The 23926-nt window shown below is 68.1% G+C and carries 20 protein-coding genes and 1 pseudogene; 14 read left to right on the top strand and 7 right to left on the bottom strand.

Translation table 11 applies throughout. The annotated features are described in order from the left end of the window. Positions 1-20 precede the first annotated feature (20 nt). From FVE89_RS08030 to FVE89_RS07990, 10 genes and pseudogenes are all read left to right on the top strand, one after another. The gene (locus FVE89_RS08030) at positions 21-1463 is read left to right on the top strand and encodes a pyruvate dehydrogenase complex E1 component subunit beta (protein WP_160533518.1); all 1443 of its coding nucleotides are present in this window, start codon (positions 21-23) and stop codon (positions 1461-1463) included. A gap of 59 nt (positions 1464-1522) precedes the next feature. Continuing rightward, a complete protein-coding gene (locus FVE89_RS08025; protein WP_160533517.1) occupies positions 1523-1810 on the top strand; it encodes a DUF5076 domain-containing protein in 288 nt (95 codons plus the stop codon). Positions 1811-1825: 15 nt separating this feature from the next. Further along, positions 1826-2422, top strand: coding sequence for a Uma2 family endonuclease (locus FVE89_RS08020; protein WP_160533516.1), 597 nt, complete (start codon positions 1826-1828; stop codon positions 2420-2422). A gap of 4 nt (positions 2423-2426) precedes the next feature. Continuing rightward, a complete protein-coding gene (locus tag FVE89_RS08015; RefSeq protein ID WP_160533515.1) occupies positions 2427-3845 on the top strand; it encodes a pyruvate dehydrogenase complex dihydrolipoamide acetyltransferase in 1419 nt (472 codons plus the stop codon). Positions 3846-3890: 45 nt separating this feature from the next. Beyond that, positions 3891-4139, top strand: a complete 249-nt coding sequence (locus FVE89_RS08010; RefSeq protein ID WP_342389962.1) for a hypothetical protein — start codon at positions 3891-3893, stop codon at positions 4137-4139. 55 nt (positions 4140-4194) lie between these two features. Further along, positions 4195-5634 carry a dihydrolipoyl dehydrogenase gene (lpdA, locus tag FVE89_RS08005; protein ID WP_160533514.1) on the top strand — a complete coding sequence of 480 codons (1440 nt, stop codon included), beginning with the start codon at positions 4195-4197 and terminating at the stop codon, positions 5632-5634. A 555-nt stretch (positions 5635-6189) separates the two neighbouring features. Beyond that, positions 6190-6969 (top strand): hypothetical protein, encoded by a 780-nt coding sequence (locus FVE89_RS08000; protein WP_160533513.1) that lies wholly within the window; start codon positions 6190-6192, stop codon positions 6967-6969. 233 nt (positions 6970-7202) lie between these two features. Further along, positions 7203-7373: pseudogene (locus FVE89_RS30985) on the top strand (IS5/IS1182 family transposase); the annotation flags it as partial. A gap of 580 nt (positions 7374-7953) precedes the next feature. Continuing rightward, complete coding sequence (locus tag FVE89_RS07995; RefSeq protein WP_160533512.1) at positions 7954-8946, top strand: threo-3-hydroxy-L-aspartate ammonia-lyase; 993 nt, start codon at positions 7954-7956, stop codon at positions 8944-8946. Between the two features lie 351 nt (positions 8947-9297). Beyond that, positions 9298-9675, top strand: a complete 378-nt coding sequence (locus FVE89_RS07990; RefSeq protein WP_160533511.1) for an iron-sulfur cluster assembly accessory protein — start codon at positions 9298-9300, stop codon at positions 9673-9675. 153 nt (positions 9676-9828) lie between these two features. Here the strand turns inward: FVE89_RS07990 and FVE89_RS07985 are convergent, their stop codons facing one another. From FVE89_RS07985 to FVE89_RS07975, 3 genes are all read right to left on the bottom strand, one after another. Further along, complete coding sequence (locus tag FVE89_RS07985) at positions 9829-10887, bottom strand: GGDEF domain-containing protein (RefSeq protein WP_160533510.1); 1059 nt, start codon at positions 10885-10887, stop codon at positions 9829-9831. 103 nt (positions 10888-10990) lie between these two features. Further along, positions 10991-12430 carry a DEAD/DEAH box helicase gene (locus FVE89_RS07980; RefSeq protein WP_160533509.1) on the bottom strand — a complete coding sequence of 480 codons (1440 nt, stop codon included), beginning with the start codon at positions 12428-12430 and terminating at the stop codon, positions 10991-10993. A 187-nt stretch (positions 12431-12617) separates the two neighbouring features. Then, positions 12618-12857: a hypothetical protein gene (locus tag FVE89_RS07975; RefSeq protein WP_160533508.1), complete on the bottom strand. Its 240-nt coding sequence runs from the start codon at positions 12855-12857 to the stop codon at positions 12618-12620. A gap of 507 nt (positions 12858-13364) precedes the next feature. Between FVE89_RS07975 and FVE89_RS07970 the strand changes: the two genes are divergently transcribed. Together FVE89_RS07970 and FVE89_RS07965 are read left to right on the top strand one after the other, a co-directional pair. Further along, positions 13365-14231, top strand: a complete 867-nt coding sequence (locus FVE89_RS07970) for a porin family protein (protein ID WP_160533507.1) — start codon at positions 13365-13367, stop codon at positions 14229-14231. Between the two features lie 207 nt (positions 14232-14438). Beyond that, positions 14439-14930 carry a PRC-barrel domain-containing protein gene (locus FVE89_RS07965; protein ID WP_160533506.1) on the top strand — a complete coding sequence of 164 codons (492 nt, stop codon included), beginning with the start codon at positions 14439-14441 and terminating at the stop codon, positions 14928-14930. A gap of 99 nt (positions 14931-15029) precedes the next feature. Here FVE89_RS07965 and parE read toward each other — a convergent pair whose 3' ends face one another. Then, positions 15030-17090: a DNA topoisomerase IV subunit B gene (gene parE, locus FVE89_RS07960; protein WP_160533505.1), complete on the bottom strand. Its 2061-nt coding sequence runs from the start codon at positions 17088-17090 to the stop codon at positions 15030-15032. A gap of 386 nt (positions 17091-17476) precedes the next feature. Here parE and FVE89_RS07955 point away from each other — a divergent pair, with 386 nt between their 5' ends. Further along, entirely contained in the window at positions 17477-17665 is a 189-nt protein-coding gene (locus FVE89_RS07955) for a hypothetical protein (protein ID WP_160533504.1), read from the top strand. A gap of 19 nt (positions 17666-17684) precedes the next feature. On the opposite strand, the gene topA is transcribed toward FVE89_RS07955, so the two are convergent. The 3 genes from topA to FVE89_RS07940 all read right to left on the bottom strand — a co-directional run bounded on the left by topA (position 17685) and on the right by FVE89_RS07940 (position 22559). Continuing rightward, positions 17685-20405 carry a type I DNA topoisomerase gene (gene topA / locus FVE89_RS07950; RefSeq protein ID WP_160533503.1) on the bottom strand — a complete coding sequence of 907 codons (2721 nt, stop codon included), beginning with the start codon at positions 20403-20405 and terminating at the stop codon, positions 17685-17687. 337 nt (positions 20406-20742) lie between these two features. Beyond that, a complete protein-coding gene (locus FVE89_RS07945) occupies positions 20743-21702 on the bottom strand; it encodes a molybdopterin-dependent oxidoreductase (protein ID WP_160533502.1) in 960 nt (319 codons plus the stop codon). Further along, positions 21699-22559: a cytochrome b/b6 domain-containing protein gene (locus FVE89_RS07940; protein ID WP_160533501.1), complete on the bottom strand. Its 861-nt coding sequence runs from the start codon at positions 22557-22559 to the stop codon at positions 21699-21701. The genes FVE89_RS07945 and FVE89_RS07940 overlap by 4 nt, the downstream gene beginning before the upstream one ends. A 374-nt stretch (positions 22560-22933) precedes the next feature. Here FVE89_RS07940 and FVE89_RS07935 point away from each other — a divergent pair, with 374 nt between their 5' ends. Next, the gene (locus FVE89_RS07935; RefSeq protein WP_160533500.1) at positions 22934-23875 is read left to right on the top strand and encodes an aspartate carbamoyltransferase catalytic subunit; all 942 of its coding nucleotides are present in this window, start codon (positions 22934-22936) and stop codon (positions 23873-23875) included. The last annotated feature ends 51 nt before the right edge of the window (positions 23876-23926 follow it).

Genomic DNA, 23926 nt, shown 5'->3' with positions numbered 1-23926 from the left:
AGACGACCGCAGAGCTGAGCATGGCGACCGACATCCTGATGCCCGCCCTCTCGCCCACCATGGAGGAGGGCAAGCTCGCCAAGTGGCTGAAGAAGGAGGGTGATCCGATCAAGTCCGGCGACGTGCTGGCCGAGATCGAGACCGACAAGGCCACCATGGAGGTGGAGGCGATCGACGAGGGCGTGCTCGCCAAGATCCTGATCGCGGAGGGCACCGAGGGCGTCGCGGTCAACACGCCGATCGCCGTCATCGCGGGCGAGGGCGAGGATCCGGCGAGCGTCCAGTCCGGCGGCGCGCCGAAGACCAACGGCGCGGGCGGCCATCCGGCCCCGACGCCCGACATGCAGGCCGAGGGCCTGACCGAGAAGCCCGCTCCGGCCGCGAAGACCGGCGACGACGCCCCGAAGGCGCCCGCAGCCCCGTCCGTCATCACCAACAAGGCCCAGGAGCCGGTGATGGAGGAGTTCCCGGCCGACACGCCGATGGTCACCCAGACCGTCCGCGAGGCCCTGCGCGACGCCATGGCCGAGGAGATGCGCCGCGACGGCGACGTCTTCATCATGGGCGAGGAGGTCGCCGAGTATCAGGGCGCCTACAAGGTCACCCAGAACCTGCTGCAGGAATTCGGTCCGAAGCGCGTGGTCGACACACCGATCACCGAGCATGGCTTCGCGGGCATCGGCGTGGGCGCGGCGCTCGCCGGGCTGAAGCCGATCGTCGAGTTCATGACCTTCAACTTCGCCATGCAGGCGATCGACCAGATCATCAACTCGGCGGCCAAGACCCTGTACATGTCGGGCGGCCAGCTCGGCTGCCCGATCGTATTCCGCGGCCCCAACGGCGCGGCCGCCCGCGTCGCCGCCCAGCACAGCCACGACTATTCCGCCTGGTACTCCAACGTGCCGGGCCTCAAGGTGATCGCGCCCTACACGGCCTCCGACGCCAAGGGCCTGCTCAAGGCCGCGATCCGCGACCCGAACCCGGTGATCTTCCTCGAGAACGAGATCCTGTACGGCCAGTCCTTCCCGGTGCCGAAGCTCGACGATTTCGTGCTGCCGATCGGCAAGGCGAAGATCCACCGCACCGGCAGCGACGTGACGATCGTGTCCTTCGCGATCGGCATGACCTACGCGCTCAAGGCCGCGCAGGCGCTGGCCGAGCAGGGGATCGAGGCCGAGGTGATCGATCTGCGCACGATCCGCCCGATGGACAGCGCGACGGTGGTGGAATCGGTCAAGAAGACCGGCCGCTGCATCACCGTGGAGGAGGGGTTCCCGCAATCCGGCGTCGGCGCCGAGATCGTGGCGCGGCTGATGGCGGACGCCTTCGATTACCTCGACGCCCCGGTCCTGCGCATCACCGGCAAGGACGTGCCGATGCCCTACGCGGCCAACCTCGAAAAGCTGGCGCTGCCGACGGTGGCGGAGGTGGTCGAGGCCGCCAAGAGCGTCTGCTACAAGTGACCGGCGCGCGGGCGGCCCCGTCGCCCGCCCCGGCAGGATCGAGGAACAGCCGGCGCGCCATGAGCCAGAATTCCAACAGCGACTTCGCCGAACTCGCCATCCCGCCCGACGCCCTGGAACAGGGCGGCATCGAGGTGCTGCGCGCGGCTGTGGTCGACGGCGCGGTGAGCGTGGCGCTGCGCCGCTCGTTCGACGATCCGGCGACCTGGGGAAGGCTGCTGATCGACCTCGCCCGGCAGGCGGCCCGCGCCTACGCGCTGGAGACCGACCTGTCGGAGGAGGAGGCGCTGGAGCGCATCCGCGCCGGCTGGGAGGCCGAGGGGCTCGACCCCGGCGGCCTCAACTAGCGATGGCGTCCGACCATGGCTGAGGCGGTTCTCCGGCAGGCGACCTACGCGGATCTGGAGGCGGTCCCGGAGCATCGCGTCGCCGAGATCATCGACGGGGTGCTGGAGACGCATCCGCGGGGACGGCCTCCTCTGCTGGGGGCAACCGCGTTCTCCCTGGCAGCTCTGCTCGGCTCCCGCATGCCGCGCAGACGGAATGACCCGGACGCGTGGATCTTCATGAGCCGGTCGGAACTCCGTTTCGGTCCTCAGGTGCTGGTGCCCGATCTCGCCGGCTGGCGTCGCCAACGGTTACAAACCGAGCCCCAGGACGCCTTCATCACGACGCCACCGGATTGGGTTTGCGAGATCGTGTCGCCAGCCACGGTCCGGCTGGATCGCGGCCGCAAGCGCCGAATCTACGGGGAGGCCGGCGTCGGTCACCTCTGGCTGCTGGACCCGGCCGCGGGCGTGCTGGAAGGCTTTGCCCTCGCGGACGGGCGCTGGGTCCTCCTCGCCACGATCCAGCGCGGCGAGACCGTGGCCCTGCCACCCTTCGACGCCGTGCCGTTCCCCTTCGACGACCTCTTCCCCTTCGACGATCCGGCCGCCCCGGCCCTGCCCGAGACCTGATGCCATGCCGATCAACGTGCTGATGCCCGCGCTGTCGCCCACCATGGAGAAGGGCAACCTCGCCAAGTGGCTGAAGAAGGAGGGCGATCCGATCAAGTCCGGCGACGTGCTGGCCGAGATCGAGACCGACAAGGCCACCATGGAGGTGGAGGCGATCGACGAGGGCGTCCTCGCCAAGATCCTCGTCCCCGAGGGCACCGCGGACGTGCCGGTCAACGACCTGATCGCCATCATCGCCGCCGAGGGCGAGGACCCGTCGAGCGTGCAGGCCGGCGGCGCGCCCAAGGCGGCCTCGAATGGGGCGGCGAAGCCCGAGCCGAAGGTCGACGCCTCGGCTGCCAATCAGAACACCACGCCCGGCGGCGGCCACATGGCGTACGAGCGGGTCAACGCCGCTCCGGAGGGCGCGCAGCCGGGCGGCGCCCCACAGGCCGGCGCCCAGGCTGGTTCGGGCGGCCGCGTCTTCGCCTCGCCGCTCGCCCGGCGGATCGCCAAGCAGGAGGGCGTCGATCTCGGCGCCGTCCAGGGCAGTGGCCCGCACGGCCGCATCATCGCCCGCGACGTCCAGGCCGCGAAGGCCTCCGGCGCCACCAAGGCGCCCGCCGCCGCGCAGCCCGCCGCCGAGGCGCCGAAGGCGGCCCCGGCTCCGAAGGCCGCCCCCGCGGGCGGCGCGCCGGCCGGGCTCACGGCCGACCAGGTCAAGGGTTTCTTCGCCAAGGACGCCTACGAGGAGGTCCCCCTCGACGGCATGCGCAAGACCATCGCCAAGCGCCTCACCGAGGCGATGCAGGTCGCCCCGCACTTCTACCTGACGGTGGATTGCGAGCTCGACGCGCTGATGAAGCTGCGCGAGACGCTGAACGGGTCGGCCGGCAAGGACAAGGACGGCAAGCCCGCCTTCAAGCTTTCGGTGAACGACTTCGTCATCAAGGCGATGGGCCTCGCGCTGACCCGCGTGCCGGCCGCCAACGCGGTCTGGGCCGAGGACCGGATCCTGCGGTTCAAGCACGCCGAGGTCGGCGTCGCGGTGGCGATCGACGGCGGGCTGTTCACCCCGGTGATCCGCCGGGCGGACGAGAAGACGCTCTCGACCATCTCCAACGAGATGAAGGATTTTGCGGCGCGCGCCCGCGCCAAGAAGCTGAAGCCGGAAGAATATCAGGGCGGCGTCACCTCGGTGTCGAATCTCGGCATGTTCGGGATCAAGCACTTCACCGCGGTGATCAACCCGCCGCAATCGAGCATCCTGGCGGTGGGCGCGGGCGAGAAGCGCGTCGTCGTGAAGGACGGGGCGCCGGCCGTGGTCCAGGTGATGACCTGCACCCTGTCCTGCGACCACCGGGTGCTCGATGGGGCGCTCGGCGCGGAGCTGGTCTCGGCCTTCAAGGGGCTGATCGAGAACCCGATGGGCATGCTGGTGTGAGGGGCGACCCTGCTATGATCGCCTGAGCGATCAAAGGAGAGTCGCGTGTCCGAAGTCACCGATCTGGTCCTGCCGGTCCTTCAACGGATGCAGAGCGACATCGCCGAGGTGAAGTGCGATGTCGCGGTGATCAAGACAACCCTGACGGGTCATACCGAGAAGCTCGAAGAGCTGGAGATTTACGTCGCCTACGAGACCGGCCTCGGCACGCAGGCGAAGGCGGATCTTCAGTCGATCAAGAAGACGATCAAGGCCATGGAGCAGCGGCTGAGCGCGCTGGAGACCTCGCCCTGATCGCCGCCTCAACGACGGTGCGGTCGCGCGCCCCACAGCGGAGAGCTGAGACACGATGTCCGACACCTACGACGTCCTCATCATCGGCGCCGGGCCCGGCGGCTACGTCACGGCGATCCGGGCGGCGCAGCTCGGGTTCAAGACCGCCGTGGTCGACCGCGAGCATCTCGGCGGCATCTGCCTGAACTGGGGCTGCATCCCCACCAAGGCCCTGCTCCGCTCGGCCGAGATCTTTCACTATTTCCAGCACGCCGGCGATTACGGCCTGACCGCGGAGAAGGTCGGGTTCGACACCGCGGCGATCGTGAAGCGCTCCCGCGGCGTCTCGGGCCGGCTCAACGGCGGCGTCGGCATGCTGCTCAAGAAGAACAAGGTCGACGTGATCTGGGGCGAGGCCGCGGTCGACAGCGTCGCGAAGGGCAACCAGCCCGGCCAGGTCACCGTGAAGGAATCCAAGCGCGCCGAGGCGCCGAAGGGCGCCAAGGGCGCCGGCACCTACCAGGCCAAGCACATCATCGTGGCGACCGGCGCCCGGCCCCGCGCCATCCCCGGGATCGAGCCCGACAAGAAGCTGATCTGGACCTACTACGAGGCCATGGTCCCCGAGACGATGCCCAAGAGCCTGCTGGTGATGGGCTCGGGCGCCATCGGCATCGAGTTCGCCTCGTTCTACCGCACCATGGGCGCCGAGGTGACCGTGGTGGAGCTGCTGCCGCAGATCCTGCCCGTGGAGGATGCCGAGATCGCAGGCCTCGCCCGCAAGCGCTTCGAGAAGCAGGGGATCAAGATCCTCACCGGCGCCAAGGTCACGAAGGTCGAGAAGGGCGCCAACTCCGTCACGGCGACCATCGAGGGTGGCGACGGCAAGACCCAGCAGATCACCGCGGAGAAGCTGATCTCGGCGGTGGGCGTGGTCGGCAACATCGAGAATATCGGCCTCGAAAAGCTCGGGGTGAAGATCGACCGCGGGATCGTGGTGACGGACGGGCTCGGCCGCACCAACGTGCCCGGCCTCTACGCGATCGGCGACGTCGCCGGCCCGCCGATGCTCGCCCACAAGGCCGAGCACGAGGGCGTCCTCTGCATCGAGACCATCAAGGGCCTGCACACCCACCCGATGGACAAGGCCAAGATCCCGGGCTGCACCTATTGCCAGCCGCAGATCGCCAGCGTCGGGCTCACCGAGGCCAAGGCCAAGGAGCAGGGCTTTGCCGTGAAGGTCGGCCGCTTCCCCTTCGCGGGCAACGGCAAGGCGATCGCGCTGGGCGAGCCGGACGGGCTGATCAAGACCGTGTTCGACGCCAAGACCGGCCAGCTGCTCGGCGCCCACATGGTCGGCGCCGAGGTGACCGAGCTGATCCAGGGCTACGTGGTGGCGATGAACCTGGAGAGCACCGAGGAGGAGCTGATGCACACGGTGTTCCCGCACCCGACGCTCAGCGAGATGATGCACGAGAGCGTGCTGGATGCGTATGGGAAGGTGATCCATACGTAGGGCGTGACGTTGACCAAAAGCTCCTTCAAAACAAGCCGTTAGCCGAAGGAGGCCAGGTGGTTATCAGACCTTGGGTCAAGCCCAGGGTCAGCCAGAGGAGGGCCGGGTGCCGGCTCTCACTGTGCCCGGATTGTGCCGACGAGCATCCTGACTAGACCACACAATGGCGCCAGCGGCCTCTGAGAGCGCTATGATGCGCCATGCCGCTGCTGGAGCCTGACGACTTCCCTGCGACCTAAGGGACCGCCTGAAGGCCGCTTGGGCTTGTGCCTTCCTGTTGGCTGTCGGTCCGCTATTGCTGGCGCGCGCTCCGGCCTATGCGGGTCCCTTCTCGACCCCATCATTCCACAAGATGCGCTACCTTTTGAATTGGTTGCCGTTCTGGCGCGAGGCACACGCAGCGACCATGCGGTCCTGGTCTGAGATACTTTCCATAGCAGTCTTCTGGAAGGCATTCAGGCCGTTCACATCGCGCTCTCAACCACCACGGGCCGTCCGCGGCTATTCCTAAATTGAGGCACACCGAGCAATTATCCAATGTCCAGGAATCCAGGCTTGCACAATCTCACTCCGGCAGTCATGTGGGAGACAATGCAAGATCTTACTCGTCTCGGATTCGCACACGCCGTTGAAATTGGCTTAGCTCACACAGTCATAATCAACAGTCTTGGAGGTGATTTCTGGGCCAATGAATGTACAAGCTTTGGTGATAAGCAGCCTTTATTCGCAAAAAAGTCTGATGTAATTGCGATCCATTTAGCTCATATGATCTGGAAGCTCAAATCTGCGGCGGGATTCGAGAGCTTCATAAAAAGAGCAAAGCTGAAAGATTTTGAAGGTGCCTATTACGAGCTATATACCGCCAACTTGTTCGCCAAGGTAGCCGATCATGTCGATTTCGTCGTGCCAACCAATGCCCGCGGAAGCGACTTCGACTTGAAGGTTTATGGCTTTCTTGAGAAGCCAATCTTGAATGTGGAAGTGAAGGCCAGAAACAAAACCCTCAAGAGCCCTAAGAGAGTGATTGACTTCTTAAAGGATGCAAAGAGTCAATTGGCAAAGGGGGAGCCTGGATCAATTGTCTTTAAAGTTCAAATTGGCCCAGACTCCATCTCACAAGCCGAACTGAATGAAACGATAGCTAGATTCATCAAATCAACAAGCCGTGTTGATTTTGTAACTTATGTTTGGGACGCATCTAAGTTCCAAAACTCTCTCTGGATGAGTCATCAGACTGTTGACGGAAATGGAGTTACAAAGAATGTATTTGCCAAAGATAGCCTCATAGTTCCCAGTTTCTTCGTAGATGCACAAGCCTATGGAAGCTGCTTATAATCCCCTGCCACTCATATCCAGCTTCAGATAGCAGCCTTGCCCGTTGAAGCCATGAGGCTAGGACCGAACTTTCGGCAGTGAATCACCACTGATTGACCTCAGCAACCCCGGCCACAGGATCTCTATTGCCAATCCTATGAAGCAATATTGATGCCGTTACGCCATGATCTCCCAGGACGTCGCATAATTCAAGGCGATCATTTAAACTCGCAAACCTCTCACTGCTGCTATAGCGTCTGGACGGCCGGCGCGTGATCAGTGGCATGGTCCACGGGATGAACTCCGGACTCCGTTAGACGGACGCACCGCGCGAAATTTAGCGCCCGAAGAAGACCCTCTACAATCACTTCGTGCGTAGGCCGCCGAAGGGTGTTTGGGTTGGGCTGTTCGACGCGCTTGCCCGGCGTGATACGAACAAATTGACTTCCTATGCCAATTAGGGGTCTTAAAGCCTCTCACAAAACTCCCGCCGCGCTGTCGCGGCCAGAGGGACATGTCCGGTGTCCGGGAGTTTTGTGAGGAGCTCTTACTTCACTCAACCCCGCCCCACCTCCACCGGCTCCGCCTCCTCCGGCGAGGGCACATACGCGCACCATTCACAGATCCCCCGCTCGGCCCCCCGCGGCGCGTTCCGCTGCGAGCAGAGTGGACACACCAGAAGAATCAGCCGCCCGCCAGCGCGCAGGGCCAGCCCGCGGCCCCGGAACGTGACCTCGGTCGCGCCGTCGCCCGGCGGACGCTCCCGGACCCAGCCGCTCACCGGGCCGTCCCGTCGGCCAACCGGGCGGCCCCCGCGCTGTGGCGTCCGCTCGATCCCGTCCGCATGCGATGCCGCCCCCCAAGCTCAGCCGCGATGATCCCGCCGGGTTAAGCCCTGAGCCGGCGAATGGCTCCGCTTCCGGCTGTGCATGGGCGCGGGATGCGGCGCGGGCCGTTCGCCCGTATGACTCGTCCGGGGAAGAAGCGGGCGCGGGGCGGAATCCGATGCGGGGCGAATCGATCGAGGCGGCCGGCGGGCTGCCCACCTATGCCGATGTGGCCCGGGCGGCCGACCGGATCGCGGGCGTCGCGCACCGCACGCCGGTGCTCACCTCCCGCACCGCCGACGCGATGACCGGCGCAAAACTGTTCTTCAAGGCCGAGAACCTGCAGCGGGCCGGGGCCTTCAAGTTCCGCGGAGCCTACAACGCCATCAGCGCCCTGTCCGAGGCGGAGCGCGCCCGCGGGGTGATCACCTTCTCGTCGGGCAACCACGCCCAGGCCATCGCCCTGGCGAGCCGGCTGCTCGGCGCCCCGGCCACGATCATCATGCCGGCGGACGCCCCCGCGGCGAAGATCGAGGGCACCCGCGGCTACGGCGCCGAGGTGGTGCTCTACGACCGCTACAGCCAGGACCGCGAGGCGCTCGGCCGGTCGATCGCGGAGCCCCGGGGCCTGACGCTGATCCCGCCCTTCAACCATCCCGACGTCATCGCCGGGCAGGGGACGCTCGCCCAGGAGCTGATCGAGACCGTGGGCGAACTCGACGTGCTGGTGGCCTGCCTCGGCGGCGGCGGCCAGCTCGCGGGCTGCGCGCTCGCCGCCGCGGAACTCTCGCCGGGCTGCCGGGTGATCGGCGTCGAGCCGGAGGCCGGCAATGACGGGCAGCGCTCGTTCCGCGACGGCGCGATCGTGACGATCCCGGTGCCCCGCACCATCGCCGACGGTGCGCAATCGACGGCGCTCGGCCCGCTCACCTTCGCGATCATCCGGGAGCGGGTCGCCGATATCGTGACCGTCACCGACGATCAGCTCGTGGAGACGATGCGGTTCTTCGCGAGCCGGATGAAGATCGTGGTCGAGCCGACCGGCTGCCTCGCGGCGGCGGCGGTGCTGCACGGGCTGGTGGACGTCAAGGACAAGCGGGTCGGCGTGGTGATCAGCGGCGGCAACGTCGATCTCGCGACCTTCGCGCGGCTCACCGCCGGCGGGGCCTGAGCGGAGTTGGGTCGGGAGCCATACGGCATCCCTTCGGAAGTCCCGGAATCGGCGATCCAACCCTCCGCCTCATCCTGAGGTGCCGGAGCGCAGCGGAGGCCTCGAAGGAGACCTCCAGGGATCGTGGCGTCTTCTGGAGCCCTCCTTCGAGGCCCGCTGACGCGGGCACCTCAGGATGAGGGGGTTGGGTGGGATCCCCTGATCGCCTTGCGATCGGGCACGCCGCTTCGGCGCCGAATGCCGGGCGGGTGTGACCCGGGCGCGGTGGACCGGGTGCAACCCAATGCTTATCTTGTGGGCGTCAGAATGCGCGTCCCCGGGCCTTGAACCCGGATGGGCGGGAGGGTGACGATGTCGACTGGGTTCAAGGTTCTCTCGCTGACCGATCGGGCCGCCGACCGGATCAAGGCGATCATGGCGGATGCCGACCGGCCGATCGCCGGCCTGCGCGTCGGCGTCCGCAACGGCGGCTGCGCCGGCATGACCTACACGATGGAATACGCGGAAAGCCCGAAGCCCGGCGAGGATGTGGTCGAGGATCGGGGCGTGCGGGTCTTCGTCGATCCGAAGGCGGTGCTGTTCCTGCTCGGCACCGAGATGGACTTCACCACCAACAAACTCGCGTCGCAGTTCGTGTTCAACAACCCGAACCAGACCTCGGCCTGCGGCTGCGGCGAGTCGGTGGCGATCACGCCCGTCTCCGCCGATCGGGTGCCGGCACCGGTCTGAAATCCCGGGTTTCGAAAGGGCGAGCCCTTTCGCGGGTGCAGGGCGGAGCCCTGCGGTACGGCCCTTCCACCCCCTCGAAGGGGGTGGAAGGGCCGTTCTTCGTCGGGGTTTCACCCCGACACCCCACCAAAGGACCCGTCCTTTGGAAACCTGTTACGCCACCTGCGATAGGGCCTCGGCCGTGTCGTCCACGGCGCGGTTGCGGCCGCCGCGCTTGGCCGCGAACATGCACAGGTCGGCGCGCTCCATCAGCGAGGCCGGCGTGTCGCCCGGGCGCAGAACCGCGACGCCGAGCGACACCGTGATCTTGCCGAGCGACTCGCCCGTCGAACGCTTGACGAGTTCCCGCCCCATCACGGCGGTACGGACAGTCTCGGCCACCTGCCGCGCCCCGGCCCGGTCCGCCCCGGGCAGGACGATGCCGAACTCCTCGCCGCCGAAGCGGGCGAGATGGGCGTCCTTGCCCGCCTTCTCGCGCATCACGATGGCGACGAGCCGCAGCACCTGATCGCCCGTGAGATGGCCGTACAGGTCGTTGAAGCGCTTGAAGAAATCGATATCGAGGATGATCAGGCTCATCGGGCCGGCCCGCAGGCGGGCTCCCTCGATCGCCGCCTTCAGGGTCTCCTCGAACTGCTTGCGGTTCGCGAGGCCGGTCAGGGCATCGGTGAGGCTTTCGAGGCGGGTCGCCTCCAGCTTCTCGCGCAGGGTTTCGATCTCGCTGCGGCTCTCGCGCATGCGCGCTTCGAGCACCCGGTTGTTCACCGCGACCTCGCGCGTGGTGGAGACCAGGGTCGCCACGATCTCGCCGAGCCGCGCCCCGCTCGGCAGGCCCTGCGCGAGGTCCTGCGCCAGCCCGCGCAGGGATTCGCCGTACTGGGTGGTGGAGCCGAGGGAAAGATCGAGAATCTCGGTGACCGCCGCGATCTCGCTCAGGACCACGCCGCTGATGTCGCCGGCCGCGCTCGCCAGCCGCCGCCCGTCGAGATACGTCTCGTGCAGCGCGTCGATATCGGCCTCGGTGAGGCCGCCATTCTGCGTGGTCAGGCGCTTCACGGCATCGCTGAGCAGCGGAAGCTCCGCCGACACGTAGGTGTACCAGACCGCGTAGGCGCGCGGCGTCGCGGAGGGGCCGTAGTCGCGAATCAGATCCTGCGCCCGCTTCGCCAGCGCGAAGCTGCGGTCACGATCCGAATGGGTCTCCTGGCTCATGCCCGTCCCGCCGCCCGCAGGCCCTCGATGCGTCACGGCATCGCGCCCGAAAATCAATGTACGGCAGGGTGGTAGCGGGAAAGTTAAGCCGGAATAGACCCGGTTATTTCTCTTTCTTCGCCAGGACCGGACGAAGCAGGAAGGCGGGGACGTGCGAGCCCAGGCCGATGGGGGTATCACCCTCCGCCTCGTTCCGGCTCCGGCGCTCGTCCCGGACCCGTTCGTCGCGGCGCGGCTCCGGTGCGGGCCGGCTCTCGCTCCGCGGGGCAGCGGATCCGCCGCGGCCGCCGCGCGCCTTCGGGCGCTCCGCGGCCTCGGCGACCTTCCCGGCGCCTTTCGATCGGGACCCGCGGCGGCCTTCGCCCGAACGCCCACGATGCCGGGTGCCGGTCTCGCCGGACGATTCGGCCACGGTGGACAGGTCGCCGTCGAGCCACGGGATCGGCTGACCGATCAGCGCCTCGATGGCGCCGAGCGACCGGGCATCCTCCGGGGCGACGAGGGTGTAGGCGGTGCCGGTCCGGCCCGCGCGGCCGGTGCGGCCGATCCGGTGGACGTAATCCTCCGGGTGATGCGGCACGTCGAAATTGAAGACGTGGCTGACCGCCGGGATGTCGAGGCCCCGGGCCGCCACGTCGCTGGCGACCAGCAGGGCGGTCTCGCCGTTCCGGAACGCGTCGAGGGCGGTGGTGCGGGCGCGCTGGTCCATGTCGCCGTGGAGCGCGGCGGCGTCGAAGCCGTGGCTGACCAGCGATTTCTGCAGCAGGGCGACGTCGCGCTTCCGGTTGCAGAAGATGATGCCGTTCTTGAGCTCCGCCTCACCGCGGATCAGGTCCCGCAGCCGCTCGCGCTTGGCGTGCCCCTCGGAGCCGGTGGCGACGAGGCGCTGCGTGATCGTGGTCGCCGTGGAGGCCGGCCGCGCCACCTCGACCCGCTGCGGGTTGTGCAGGAACATGTCGGCCAGCCGCTCGATCTCCGGCGGCATGGTCGCGGAGAAGAACAGGGTCTGCCGGGTGAACGGCACCATCTTGGCGATCCGCTCGATATCGGGGATGAACCCCATGTCGAGCATCCGGTCGGCCTCGTCGATGACCAAGAGCTCGACGCCGGTGAGCAGCAGCTTGCCGCGCTCGAAATGGTCGAGCAGGCGGCCGGGCGTGGCGATCAGCACGTCGGTGCCGCGCATCAGCTTGGCGTCCTGATCGGCGAAGGACACGCCGCCGATGATCAGCGCCACGTTGAGCTTGTGGTTGGTGCCGTAGCGGTCGAAATTCTCGACCACCTGCGCGGCGAGTTCGCGCGTCGGCTCGAGGATCAGCGTGCGCGGCATCCGGGCCCGGGCGCGGCCGTTCTCCAGCAGCGTCAGCATCGGCAGCGTGAAGGCGGCCGTCTTGCCGGTGCCGGTCTGCGCGATGCCGAGGACATCGCGGCGTGCCAGCACGTGGGGGATGGCCTCGGCCTGGATCGGCGTCGGCTCGGTGTAACCCGCCGCTTCCACGGCGTTCAGGACTTTCTCGCTCAGTCCCAGGTCGGAAAAAGGCATCTGCGTTCAGGAACCGTTGCGCGCCCGGCCGGCGCGATGGACACCGTCGCGGCAACGGCTGGGGAAGGCTCGCGCGGGGCGCTGGTACGCTCCCGGGGCCGCGGGGCGCATTCTCGGTGTCAGTTAGGGGCTTGGCGCGGCTTGTCAATCTCGCAATGCGCAGGCCTGCCTCGCCACGCACAGGCGATCAGGGCCGCAGGCGGTCCGCGGCGGGCAGGAAACAGGGGTCCAGATGCGTGGCCCGCGCGGCCCCGGAGACCGCGATGGCGCCCGTCACCCCGGGGTCGGCCGTCACCGGATCCGCCGCGCCGGCAATCCGGGTGGGCGCGTCGCCGGCTTTGATCCAGCGGGCCAGTTGCATCGTGCCCACACTCGCCAGGAGCCCGACGACAGCCGACACGCGCAGAGTCCAGGCGAGGAGGCTCACCGATGAATCGGGCCTTTGCCAGTCCGATGCGCGGGCCGGGTCTGTCAGCCGCCGCCTGCCGAAAGGTCTCGGCGCCCGATCGTGACGGCTTTGCATGGGCGACTCACTTCACCGAGCGTGCGCCCGACCTTCAGCCGGCAAGCATCCGGCCGCAGAGTTAAGCGCACGTTACGCAACGCGCCGCCCGACGACGCCAAAACCAGACGGCGTCAGGCCAGCATCGGTGCGCCGTCACCGTACAATGCTCGACGCTATTTCAGCAGTTCGATCGCATATCCATAAGATAAGCTCTAATTTATCTGATATCTAAAGACCATATCTCCAATAAACAGGCAATGAAACGTATTAATTTGACCTCTATTGTCGATGTAAGCGCGAACAAGTCTTCGCAGTTTGTTGATTCGATCCGCCTAGTCTGACGATCCTTGTTGCATGAAAGCGACAGACCTTGCGGTCGAGAGCGCCTAGAAGATCGCCGGCTCCCGCTAACCCAGGACCTTTGGAATTATGAAGAAGCTTCTCCTTGCGTCGACTGTGCTCGTCGGCATGACTGCAGCGGCCTCGGCGGCCGACCTGCCGCGCCGCGCGGCCCCGCCGCCCGCTTTCACGCCCGTGCCGGTCTTCACCTGGACGGGGTTCTACTTCGGCGTGAACGCCGGCTACGGCTTCGATGCCACCAACCGCCGGACCACCAACTACAACCTGCCGTACGGTTCCGTGGTCAACTCGGAGAACACGAACGCGGTCATCAGCGTGCGGAATCGCGCGAACAACGACGGCTTCAGCGGCGGCGCGCAGATCGGCTACAATTACCAGTTCACGCCGGGTTCGGGCGTCGTGATCGGTTTCGAAGCTGACGCCCAGTACGTCGACTTCGCCCGCCGCGCGAACGGCACGCAGGACTACGTCGGCTTCGGAAACCCGGGCAACGCCTTCGGCCGTCCGCGCGCCTTCGTCGCCACCAGCGGCAACGGTCTCGACTACTTCGGCACGGCGCGCGGCCGCCTCGGCTACGCCTTCGACCGCACCCTCGTGTACGCCACCGGCGGCTACGCCTACGCTTCGGGCCAGGACGACCAGAACTTCGCCGGCCGTCGCTTCCGCGACAGCTTCCGCACCGGCTACGCAGTCGGCGGCGGCATCGAGTACGCCCTGCCCACCGACTCGTTCCTGAACTTCTTCCACTCCTCCGCCGTCACCCTGAAGGTCGAAGGCCTGTACGTGAGCCTCGATCGGCAGAAGAACGCCGCGGCCGGCGTCTATGTCCCGAGCCTCCTGCCGCCGAACGGCGTGGCCTATCTCAACGGCGGCGCCGCCAAGACCGAGTTCGCGGTCGTCCGAGCCGGCGTGAACTACAAGTTCGGCTCGTACTAAGGTCGACCGACGCAGCCGGGTTGTCGGGCTCGTGCTTGAGGGGGTCCGGCCGCAAGGCCGGGCCCCTTCTTGCATGGCGCCCCCCCTGCATGGCGCCCCGCCGGCCCGGTGAAGGCGGGTGCGACATGCAGGGCCGGAACCGGACCGGAACCGGGCGATTGTGCCCGCGGCGCCTCGACGGATGCGGGCGCAGCGGAGCGATCAGCCATGCGGAGCCGAATCCTTCTCCTGTTGCTGGCAGCCTTCGGCCTCGCGGCCGCTCCGGCGCACGCCCAGGATGCCAGCGTGATCGGCCACGGCACCATCCTGCCCGGCACCGGGCCGGGAACCTCGACCAGCGGCACCGGGGCCAGCCGGCTGATGGAAGCCGCCAATGCCGAGGATGCGGCGAAGCGTCAGGGCCTCAAGCCCGTGGCGTTCCTGACCTCGAAGATGATCGGCGTCGCGGTGCGCAACCAAGCGGGCGACAGCGTCGGCAAGATCGACGATCTGCTGATCACCGATGGCGGGACCCTGAAGGCGGTCGTGCTCGACGTCGGGGGCTTCCTCGGCCTCGGCAGCAAGCGCATCGCGGTGGAACCCGGCGCCATCGTGCTGCGGCCGGGCGGCGAGCGCTTCTCGGCGGTGCTCAACATGAGCAAGGACACGCTCTCGGCCGCCCAGCCCTTCGATCCCGCCAAGGCGATAGCCACGCATTGAAGCTTCGCCCCGGCCCGTCACGGGCCATCCAGGGTTCCCAAACGGCTGAAGCCCTTTGGCGGGCTGCCAGGGCGGAGCCCTGGCTGAACACCTCCCGCTTCAGATATCGAGATCCGCCCCCTCGGCGAAGGCCGCGCGCTCGCTGATGAAGGCGAAGCGCGCCTCGGGCTTGTTGCCCATCAGGCGCTCGACCGTGTCGCCGGTCGATTCCCGGGCCTCGTCCAGGACCGCGACCCGCAGCAGCGTGCGCTTCTTCGGGTCCATGGTGGTCTCCTTGAGCTGGGCCGGCATCATCTCGCCGAGGCCCTTGAACCGGCCGATCTCGACCTTGCCGCCCTTGAACACCGTCTTGATGATCCGCTCGCGATCCGCGTCGTCCCGCGCATAGGCGATCTTCGAGCCCTGCTGCAGCCGGTAGAGCGGCGGGATCGCGAGGTAGAGATGGCCGCGGTCGATCAGCTTCGGCATCTGCCGGTAGAAGAACGTGATCAGCAGCGAGGCGATGTGGGCGCCGTCCACGTCGGCGTCCGTCATGATGATCACCTTCTCGTAGCGCAGGTCGGTCTCGCGGAAGGCCGAGCCGGTGCCGCAGCCGAGCGCCAGGGTGAGATCGGAGATCAGCTGGTTCGCGCCGAGCTTGTCGCGCGAGGCCGAGGCAACGTTCAGGATCTTGCCCCGCAGCGGCAGGATCGCCTGGGTCGCCCGGTCCCGGGCCTGCTTGGCCGAGCCGCCCGCGGAATCGCCCTCGACGATGAAGATCTCGGAACCCGCGGTGCCGGCCGCCGAGCAATCGGCGAGCTTGCCGGGCAGGCGGAGTTTTCGCGTCGCGCTCTTGCGGGCGACCTCCTTCTCCTGGCGGCGGCGCAGGCGCTCCTCGGCCCGGTCGATCACCCAGTCGAGCAGCTTGTTGGCCTGAGCCGGGGAGGCGGCGAGCCAGTGATCGAAGGCGTCCCGCACCGCCGTCTCGACGATGCGCTGCGCCTCCACGGTGGCGAGCTTGTCCTTGGTCTGGCCCTGGAATTCCGGCTCGCGGATGAAGACCGAGAGCATCGACGCGCAGGTCGCCATCACGTCGTCGGTGGTCACCGCCGTCATGCGCTTGGCCTGGTTCACGCGCTCGGCGTGCTCGCGCAGGCCGCGCAGCAGCGCGACCCGCAGGCCCGCCTCGTGGGTGCCGCCCTCGGGCGTCGGGATCGTATTGCAGTAGGAATGCGAGATCCCGTCCTCGGCGACCATCCAGGCCACCGCCCATTCGAGCGAGCCGTGCGAGCCCGGCTTGGTGATCTTGCCGGAGAACATCGCCTCGGTGACGAGTTCCTTGCCCTCGAGGTCCCGGGCGAGGTAGTCGCGCAGCCCGTCGGGGAAGCGGTGCACCGCCTCGGCCGGCACGTCCTCCAGCCCTTCGAGGAGGGCGGGGGCGCAGCGCCAGCGGATCTCGACGCCGCCGAACAGATAGGCCTTCGAGCGCGCCATCTTGAACAGGCGGCGCGGGTCGAACTTCAGCGAGCCGAAGATCTGGGCGTCCGGGTGGAAGCGCACCCGGGTGCCGCGGCGGTTCTGGACGCGCCCGACCAGCTCCAGGGCCCCCTGCGCGTGGCCGCGCGAGAAGGTCTGGCGGTAGAGGGTCTGGTTGCGCGCCACCTCGACCTCGAGAAGGTCGGAGAGCGCGTTCACCACCGAGATGCCGACGCCGTGCAGGCCGCCCGAGGTCTCGTAGACCTTCGAGTCGAACTTACCGCCGGCATGCAGCGTGGTCATGATGACTTCGAGCGCCGACTTGCCGGGGAATTTCGGGTGCGGGTCCACCGGGATGCCGCGGCCGTTATCGGTGACGACGAGCGCACCGGTCTCCTCAAGCTCCACCTCGATGAAGCTCGCATGGCCGGCGACCGCCTCGTCCATCGAATTGTCGATCACCTCGGCGAAGAGGTGGTGCAGCGCCCGCTCGTCGGTGCCGCCGATATACATGCCGGGCCGGCGCCGGACCGGCTCCAGACCTTCCAGCACCTCGATATCGGAGGCGGTGTAGCCGGCCTCGGGCGCCGCCGAGGCGAGCGCCGTCACCGAGGCCGAGGCGTCCAGGCGGCGGCGCGGCTCGGGCGTGCGGGCGGCGGGCGCCTTCCCGCCCGGAGCGAACAGATCGCGCGCCGGATCGCTCACGCGCGGCCTCCGGGGGCGCGGCGCGTCGGCCGGCTCGGCTTCGCGCAGACGGATCTGGGGTCGTGGTGCATGCGCCTTCATCCCCGCATCATAGCGGAACAAAACGTAAACATCAAAGCCATTCGCGCGAAGCGTTCCGCCTCGGCGCTACGGCCGCATCATCGCATGCTGCGCCGCCGCGAGCGAGGGGCGATCGGCTGCGCCGGCCGCGGATCGGCCCGCCAACCGTCATCGGGACGTTGCACAACGATGGGTTAAAGCTTTCTCGCGACATGTCCGTCAGATCTCAGCAGATCTCCACCGGAACAGTTCGGTACGATCCACGTTATCGGCGGAGATAAAACTTGACCGTGGTCAGGGAGCCGCAGTCCAGGGAGACCCCGTCCATGAGTGACGCCGCGATCGAGGCCCGCCGCCTGACGCTGATCCGCTTCGAGCACGCGGCCGGCGCCGCCTTCGGATGCGAGGACGATGCGGCCGGTCTGCCGCAGGCGCGGACCCTGGTGAACGCCACCACGATCGCGCTGGCGACCTTCGCCACCGCTCTGGCGGCGACGATCACCTACCTGGTCTGAGGCGGGCGGCGCCCCGCCCTCAGCCCGAACTCGTCTTCTTCGCCGGCGCCTTCTTGGCGGCCGGCTTCTTCGCGGCGGTCTTCTTGGCCGCCGGCTTGTCGCCGCTCGCCGCCCGGGCCGAGCCCTTCCGAGCCGCCCCGCGCTTCGCCGGCTTGCCGCCGCCCGACGCCCGCTTGGCGTTCACCAGGGCGATCGCCTCGTCGAGGGTGAGCGCCTCGGCGGTCATCGTCTTCGGCAGGGTGGCGTTGACCTCGCCATCGGTGACGTAGGGACCGTAGCGTCCGGCCTTGACCACGAGGTCGCGCCCGCTCGCCTCGTCCTTGCCGAGCGGCCGGCCGGGATCGGCGGCCGGGCGGCCGCGACCGCCGCCCTGCTCCTTGGCGACGATCAGATCGATGGCGCGGTTCGCCCCGATCTCCAGCACGTCATCGTCCTTGCCGAGATTGGCGTAGGTCTTCCCGTGCTGCACGTAGGGTCCGAACCGGCCGAGATTGGCCAGGATCGGCTCGCCGGTCTCGGGATGGCGCGCCACCTCGCGCGGCAGCGACAGCAGCGCCAGCGCCTTCTCCAGATCCACCGCAGAGGGGCTGAGCCCCTTGGGCAGCGACGAGCGCTTCGGCTTCTCCGCCCCCTTCTCGGTGGAGGCCTCGCCGAGTTGCAGGAACGGCCCGAACCGGCCGTCGCGCAGCGTCACCGGCAGGCCGGTCGCCGGATCGTTGCCCAGCACCCGCACGCCCGGCTGGCCGCCCTCCGCCGAGGAGCCGTCGCCCTCGCCCTCGACGCCGGAGGCCGAGAGCTGACGGGTATACTTGCACTCGGGATAGTTCGAGCAGCCGATGAAGGCCCCGAACTTGCCGAGCTTCAGCGAGAGCTGGCCCGAGCCGCAGGTCGGGCAGGTGCGCGGGTTCGAGCCGTCGCCCTTGTCGGGGAAGATGTGCGGACCCAGCAGCCCGTTCAGCGCCTCCAGCACGTCGGTGACGCGCAATTCCTTGGTCTCGCCGATCGCCGCGGAGAAATCGCGCCAGAAGTCGCGCAGAACCGCCCGCCAGTCGATCTCCGCGTTGGAAACGCGGTCGAGCTGCTCCTCCAGGTCGGCCGTGAAGTCATACTCCACGTAGCGCCGGAAGAAACTCTCGAGGAAGCCCGTGACGAGCCGCCCCTTATCCTCCGGCTGCAGCCGCTTCTTTTCGATCTTGACGTATTCGCGATCCCGCAGGGTCTGGAGAACCGCGGCATAGGTCGAGGGCCGGCCGATGCCGAGCTCCTCCATGCGCTTCACGAGGCTCGCCTCGGAGTAGCGCGGCGGCGGCTCGGTGAAGTGCTGGGTCGAGCTGATCCGCTCGCGCTTGAGCGGGTCGCCGGCCTTCATGGGCGGCAGGCGGCGGCTCTCCTCGTCCTCCTCCATAGCGCGCCCCAAAGGGGCCGCGTTCGGATCGGGGTCGTCCTTGCCCTCCTGATAGAGGGCCAGGAAGCCGTCGAACTTCACCACCTGCCCCGTCGCACGCAGATCGATGGTCCGCGGCCCGACCTTCGCGGTGACGTCCACGGTGGTGCGCTCCAGCTCGGCCGATTCCATCTGGCTCGCCATGGTGCGGGTCCAGATCAGCTCGTAGAGCTTGGCCTGCTCGGGCTCCAGATGGCGCGCGACCATCTTGGGCAGGCGGCCCATATCGGTCGGCCGCACCGCCTCGTGGGCCTCCTGGGCGTTCTTGGCCTTGACGCTGTACTTGCGCGGCGCATCCGGCACGTAGCGGTCGCCGAACTCCTTGCCGATCACCCGGCGGGCATCCTGGATCGCCTCCGGCGCCATGTCGACGCCGTCGGTCCGCATGTAGGTGATGATGCCGACCGTCTCGCCGCCGAGATCGACACCCTCGTAGAGGCGCTGGGCGACCCGCATGGTCTGGGCCGGCGCCATCCCGAGCTTGCGCGATGCTTCCTGCTGGAGGGTCGAGGTGGTGAAGGGCGGCTGCGGGTGGCGCTTGGCGGGCTTCGCCTCGACGCTCGCCACCTGGAAGGTCGCGCGCTCGAGGTCGCGCTTGAAGGCGGCCGCCTCCTCGCCCGTGCCGACATCGAGGCGCTGGATGCGCTTGCCGTCGGCGCCCACGAGCCGGGCCTCGAAGGTGGCGCCGTCGGCGGTCGTCAGCGTGGCGACGATCGTCCAGTACTCGCGCGGCTTGAACCGCTCGATCTCCATCTCGCGCTCGACCACGAGGCGGAGCGCCACGGACTGCACGCGCCCGGCCGAGCGGGCGCCCGGCAGCTTGCGCCAGAGGACCGGCGAGAGGTTGAAGCCCACGAGGTAGTCGAGCGCCCGGCGCGCCAGATAGGCATCGACCAGCGCCTGGTCGATCTCCCGCGGCTTGCGCATGGCCTGCTCGACCGACGCCTTGGTGATGGCGTTGAAGGTCACGCGCTCGACCGGGATGCCCTTGAGCGCCTTGCGGGCGGTGAGCGCCTCCAGCACGTGCCAGGAGATCGCCTCGCCCTCGCGATCCGGGTCGGTCGCCAGGATCAGCTTGTCGGCGCCCTTGACCGCCTTGGCGATCTCGCTGACCCGGCTCGCGCCCCGGTCGGCCAGCTCCCAGACCATGTGGAAATCCTGCTCGGGATCCACCGAGCCGTCCTTGGGCGGCAGGTCGCGGATATGCCCGAAGGAGGCGATGACTTCATAGTCGCGGCCGAGATACTTGTTGATCGTCTTGGCTTTGGCCGGCGACTCGACGACGACGACTTTCATTAAGACCTCTGCCCCTGACGGAGCCTGGGCACGACGGACGAATTCTGTTCGCAATTCGCGAGGGACGTATGCCCGCCGTCGGGCCGGGGCCGCGCGCCGGGGACAAGTGGGTCACGGGCGGCGGGATGTCAAATCGTGAGGTTGTTCGGCTGAGCCGCTGCGCGGCACTTTTGCGCCGGGTCCCGGATCGCATTCCGCTTTCGCTGCATGCGTCCGGGAAAGGGTTGCGCGTCATCCTGGATGATCCCTTTCCCGGACAGGTGGAGCGAAGCGGAACCTGATCCGGGATCCAGCACGAGACTTGCCGCGTCAGCGGCTCGGAATCCCGATCGGCGCCTCAGATCCCCGCGTACCACTCGTAGCCGCGATCCTCCCAGTAGCCGCCGCCGCCCTGGCCGATGCCGGCGAGCGATTCCACCATCTCCACCCGCATCACGTATTTGGCCTGCTTGTAGCCGAGCTGGCGCTCGACCCGCAGGCGCAGGGGCGCGCCGTTCGAGACCGGCAGCGGCTTGCCGTTGAGGTCGTAGGCCAGGATCGTCTGCGGGTTGAAGGCGTCGTAGAGGTCGATGCTCTCGTAATAGCGGATCGGCGTGCGCGTCTCCTCGGGCTCCGGGGCCGGGCTGCCCTGGCCCCAATCGTCCTTGGGGGCGTCGGTGGCGGTGGCGGGGCCGCCCCAATCGTCGGCGGCCGCGAGCTGGAGATAGGCCTCACGGACCGCGCCCGGATGGGTCGGGCGCCACAGGGAGGCCCCCTGGGCCCGCCCCTTGCCCCCACCCTTGGGACCGGCTTCGTATTCCAGCGTGTCGGCGCAGTGGAACACGGCGTAGCGCGCCTGCGGCTTCAGCCCGGCCTTCTTCAGAACCTCGCCGAGCGGCACGCCGGCCCACTGCCCGATGCAGCTCCAGCCCTCCACGCAATCGTGGCGGGTGATCTGGGTCCGGGCGGGCAGGGCGCGCAGGTCCGCGAGGCTCAGCGCCAGCGGCGTCTGGACGAGCCCGTCCACCGCCAGCTTGAAGTCCGAAAAGTTCTGCGCCGCCAGCGCCCGGTAGCCGCGGTCCGGCGGGTCGATCGAGCCGTTCGGCTTGAACCAGGGCGAGATCATCGAGGCCGGGAATTCCCGGGCCAGCGTCGTCGGCGACATCAGCAGGCGCTGGACGTATTCATTCGCGTCCTCGCCGACCCTGAGGGTGCGCTGCCCCGCCTCGGTGCCGGCGAATCGGTCGCAGCCGCCGAGGAGCGCGGTGCCCATCAGGCCGGCGCCGGCGGTGAGGATCTTGCGGCGGTGGAGGATCATCGCGCGGTCTCCCGGTCGCGGCCGAGGCTGAACCAGCCGGTGATCATGCCGCGCATGTTGTTGACGAGTCCGGAGACGATCACGAGCAGCACGTGGACCACCACGAACAGCAGGATCAGCCCGGCCGCGATGAAGTGGACGCTGCGCGCCGATTGCCGGCCGCCGAACAGCTCGGTGAGCCAGGGCCAGGCCGCATCCATACCCGGCGACATGGCGAGGCCGGCCAGCACCATGGCGGGCAGCAGGCCCAGCACGAGGACGAGGTAGGTCAGCTTCTGGATGACGTTGTAGCGCTTGGCCTCCGTGCCCTCGGGGAAGCGCAGGAGCAGGTGCTCCCTCACGGAGCCGCCGAAGTCGCGGATCTGGTCGCCGTCCGGGATCAGGCGGCGGCGCAACTGGCCGCTGAACACGCCGTAAAGGAGGTAGACCGCCCCGTTGAGGACCAGGAACCACGCGAACAGGAAGTGCCAGCGCCGCCCCGTGGCGAGGTCCTGATCGGCCGGCAGGGTCGCCCAGGACGGGAAGGCGCGCTCCACCTCGATGCCGCCCTGCTTCGACAGGCCGAGCACGCCGGTGGTGTCGAGGGTGTGGGAACCGATCGTCACGACGCCGCGGCTCCGGCCGTCGCTTCCCTGCACGTCGGTGATGGCGAGCGCCGGATTGTCGAAGGTCGAGGTCGCGCCCCAGTAGAGGGCCGGGTGGGCGTTGAAGATCTGCAGGCCGCTCATCAGCAGCACGAGCAGCACCGCGGCGTTGACCCAGTGCGCCAGCCGGATCACCAGCGGGTGGCGGTAGAACCAGCGGCGCCCCGTCCGGTCGACGGTCTCGGGGGCTTCGAGGGCAGGGGAGGCGGCCAAGCGTCTGGATCCCGGGCAAGTCTCGCAGGGCCGAGAATCGTCCGAATCCCGACCGTCCGGGCGAATACGTGGCGCGGGCTGCTCCGGTTACCATCCGCCGGAAAAAAAGGCCGCAGGCGTCTTTGGATCCACGCGCGAAGGGGGAGGCTCCGATGGTCCCACATCGTGAGCAGTATGGGAGCCACCGCGAACCCGAGGGCGCTCCCTCCCCCTGCGGGGGAGGGAGAGATGCGGGGCCGACTGCTCTCTTTCGCCAAAGCAGCAGGAAAGGCCGCAAACCACATGAGAGAGGAGCGCGCCGCGCGCTGAATCGGGATGACTGAGCATCACAGCCTTGCCCGCCGGGCGCGACGCACCTACACCCGGGCCTCATCATGACGACGCCCGCGCCCTTCCCGCACCGGCACCTCCTCGGCATCGAGGGCCTGACCCGGCCCGACATCGAGGGGTTGCTCGACGCCGCCGATGCGGCCGTCGACATCTCGCGGCAGGTGGAGAAGAAGCGCACGACCCTCCGGGGCCGCACGCAGATCAACCTGTTCTTCGAGCCCTCGACCCGGACGCAATCCTCCTTCGAGCTCGCCGGCAAGCGACTCGGCGCCGACGTGATGAACATGTCGGTGGCCTCGTCCTCGGTGAAGAAGGGCGAGACCCTGATCGACACCGCCGCGACGCTCAACGCCATGCGGCCCGACATCATCGTGGTCCGCCACGAATCGGCCGGCGCGGTGCATCTCCTCGCCCGCAAGGTCGATTGCGCGGTGGTCAATGCCGGCGACGGCGCGCACGAGCATCCGACCCAGGCGCTCCTCGACGCGCTCACCATCCGCCGCAACAAGGGCCGGATCGAGGGGCTGCAGGTGGCGATCTGCGGCGACGTCCTGCACTCGCGGGTGGCGCGCTCGAACCTGATCCTGCTCCAGGCCATGGGCGCGCGGGTCCGCCTGATCGCGCCCTCGACGCTGCTGCCGGCGGGTATCGAGCGCTTCGGCGTCGAGACCTTCACGGACATGCGCAAAGGTCTCGCGGGCTGCGACATCGTGATGATGCTGCGCCTTCAGCGCGAGCGCATGAACGGCTCGTTCGTCCCCTCCGTGAAGGAGTATTTCCGCTATTTCGGCCTCGACGGCGAGAAGCTGGCTCTGGCCAAGCCCGATGCGCTGGTGATGCATCCGGGCCCGATGAACCGCGGCGTCGAGATTTCTTCGGAAATCGCCGACGGGGCGCAGTCGCTGATCCGGGAACAGGTCGAGATGGGCGTCGCCGTGCGCATGGCGGTGCTGGAGGCGCTCGCCCGGCACCTGCCGAACGGGTAGGCCTCGAGATGCCTTTGGCGCGTTCGTCGTCGAAGCAGCTTCCGATTCTGC

Source organism: Methylobacterium sp. 2A (assembly GCF_009806555.1).
In the GTDB taxonomy this organism is placed as follows: domain Bacteria; phylum Pseudomonadota; class Alphaproteobacteria; order Rhizobiales; family Beijerinckiaceae; genus Methylobacterium.
The sequence above is the reverse complement of the archived record's forward strand: the minus strand, read 5'-3'. Positions and strand labels throughout refer to the sequence as shown.

What these genes read in the sequence shown, in the direction of transcription:
- topA (WP_160533503.1), bottom strand. Translation starts at nt 20,405, where the DNA reads ATGAAAGTCGTCGTCGTCGAGTCGCCGGCCAAAGCCAAGACGATCAAC.
- lpdA (WP_160533514.1), top strand. Translation starts at nt 4,195, where the DNA reads ATGTCCGACACCTACGACGTCCTCATCATCGGCGCCGGGCCCGGCGGC.
- FVE89_RS07945 (WP_160533502.1), bottom strand. Translation starts at nt 21,702, where the DNA reads ATGATCCTCCACCGCCGCAAGATCCTCACCGCCGGCGCCGGCCTGATG.
- FVE89_RS07985 (WP_160533510.1), bottom strand. Translation starts at nt 10,887, where the DNA reads ATGAGCCAGGAGACCCATTCGGATCGTGACCGCAGCTTCGCGCTGGCG.
- FVE89_RS07970 (WP_160533507.1), top strand. Translation starts at nt 13,365, where the DNA reads ATGAAGAAGCTTCTCCTTGCGTCGACTGTGCTCGTCGGCATGACTGCA.
- FVE89_RS08030 (WP_160533518.1), top strand. Translation starts at nt 21, where the DNA reads ATGGCGACCGACATCCTGATGCCCGCCCTCTCGCCCACCATGGAGGAG.
- FVE89_RS07965 (WP_160533506.1), top strand. Translation starts at nt 14,439, where the DNA reads ATGCGGAGCCGAATCCTTCTCCTGTTGCTGGCAGCCTTCGGCCTCGCG.
- FVE89_RS07935 (WP_160533500.1), top strand. Translation starts at nt 22,934, where the DNA reads ATGACGACGCCCGCGCCCTTCCCGCACCGGCACCTCCTCGGCATCGAG.
- FVE89_RS07980 (WP_160533509.1), bottom strand. Translation starts at nt 12,430, where the DNA reads ATGCCTTTTTCCGACCTGGGACTGAGCGAGAAAGTCCTGAACGCCGTG.
- FVE89_RS07990 (WP_160533511.1), top strand. Translation starts at nt 9,298, where the DNA reads ATGTCGACTGGGTTCAAGGTTCTCTCGCTGACCGATCGGGCCGCCGAC.
- FVE89_RS07955 (WP_160533504.1), top strand. Translation starts at nt 17,477, where the DNA reads ATGAGTGACGCCGCGATCGAGGCCCGCCGCCTGACGCTGATCCGCTTC.
- FVE89_RS08020 (WP_160533516.1), top strand. Translation starts at nt 1,826, where the DNA reads ATGGCTGAGGCGGTTCTCCGGCAGGCGACCTACGCGGATCTGGAGGCG.
- FVE89_RS07995 (WP_160533512.1), top strand. Translation starts at nt 7,954, where the DNA reads ATGCGGGGCGAATCGATCGAGGCGGCCGGCGGGCTGCCCACCTATGCC.
- FVE89_RS08015 (WP_160533515.1), top strand. Translation starts at nt 2,427, where the DNA reads ATGCCGATCAACGTGCTGATGCCCGCGCTGTCGCCCACCATGGAGAAG.
- FVE89_RS08025 (WP_160533517.1), top strand. Translation starts at nt 1,523, where the DNA reads ATGAGCCAGAATTCCAACAGCGACTTCGCCGAACTCGCCATCCCGCCC.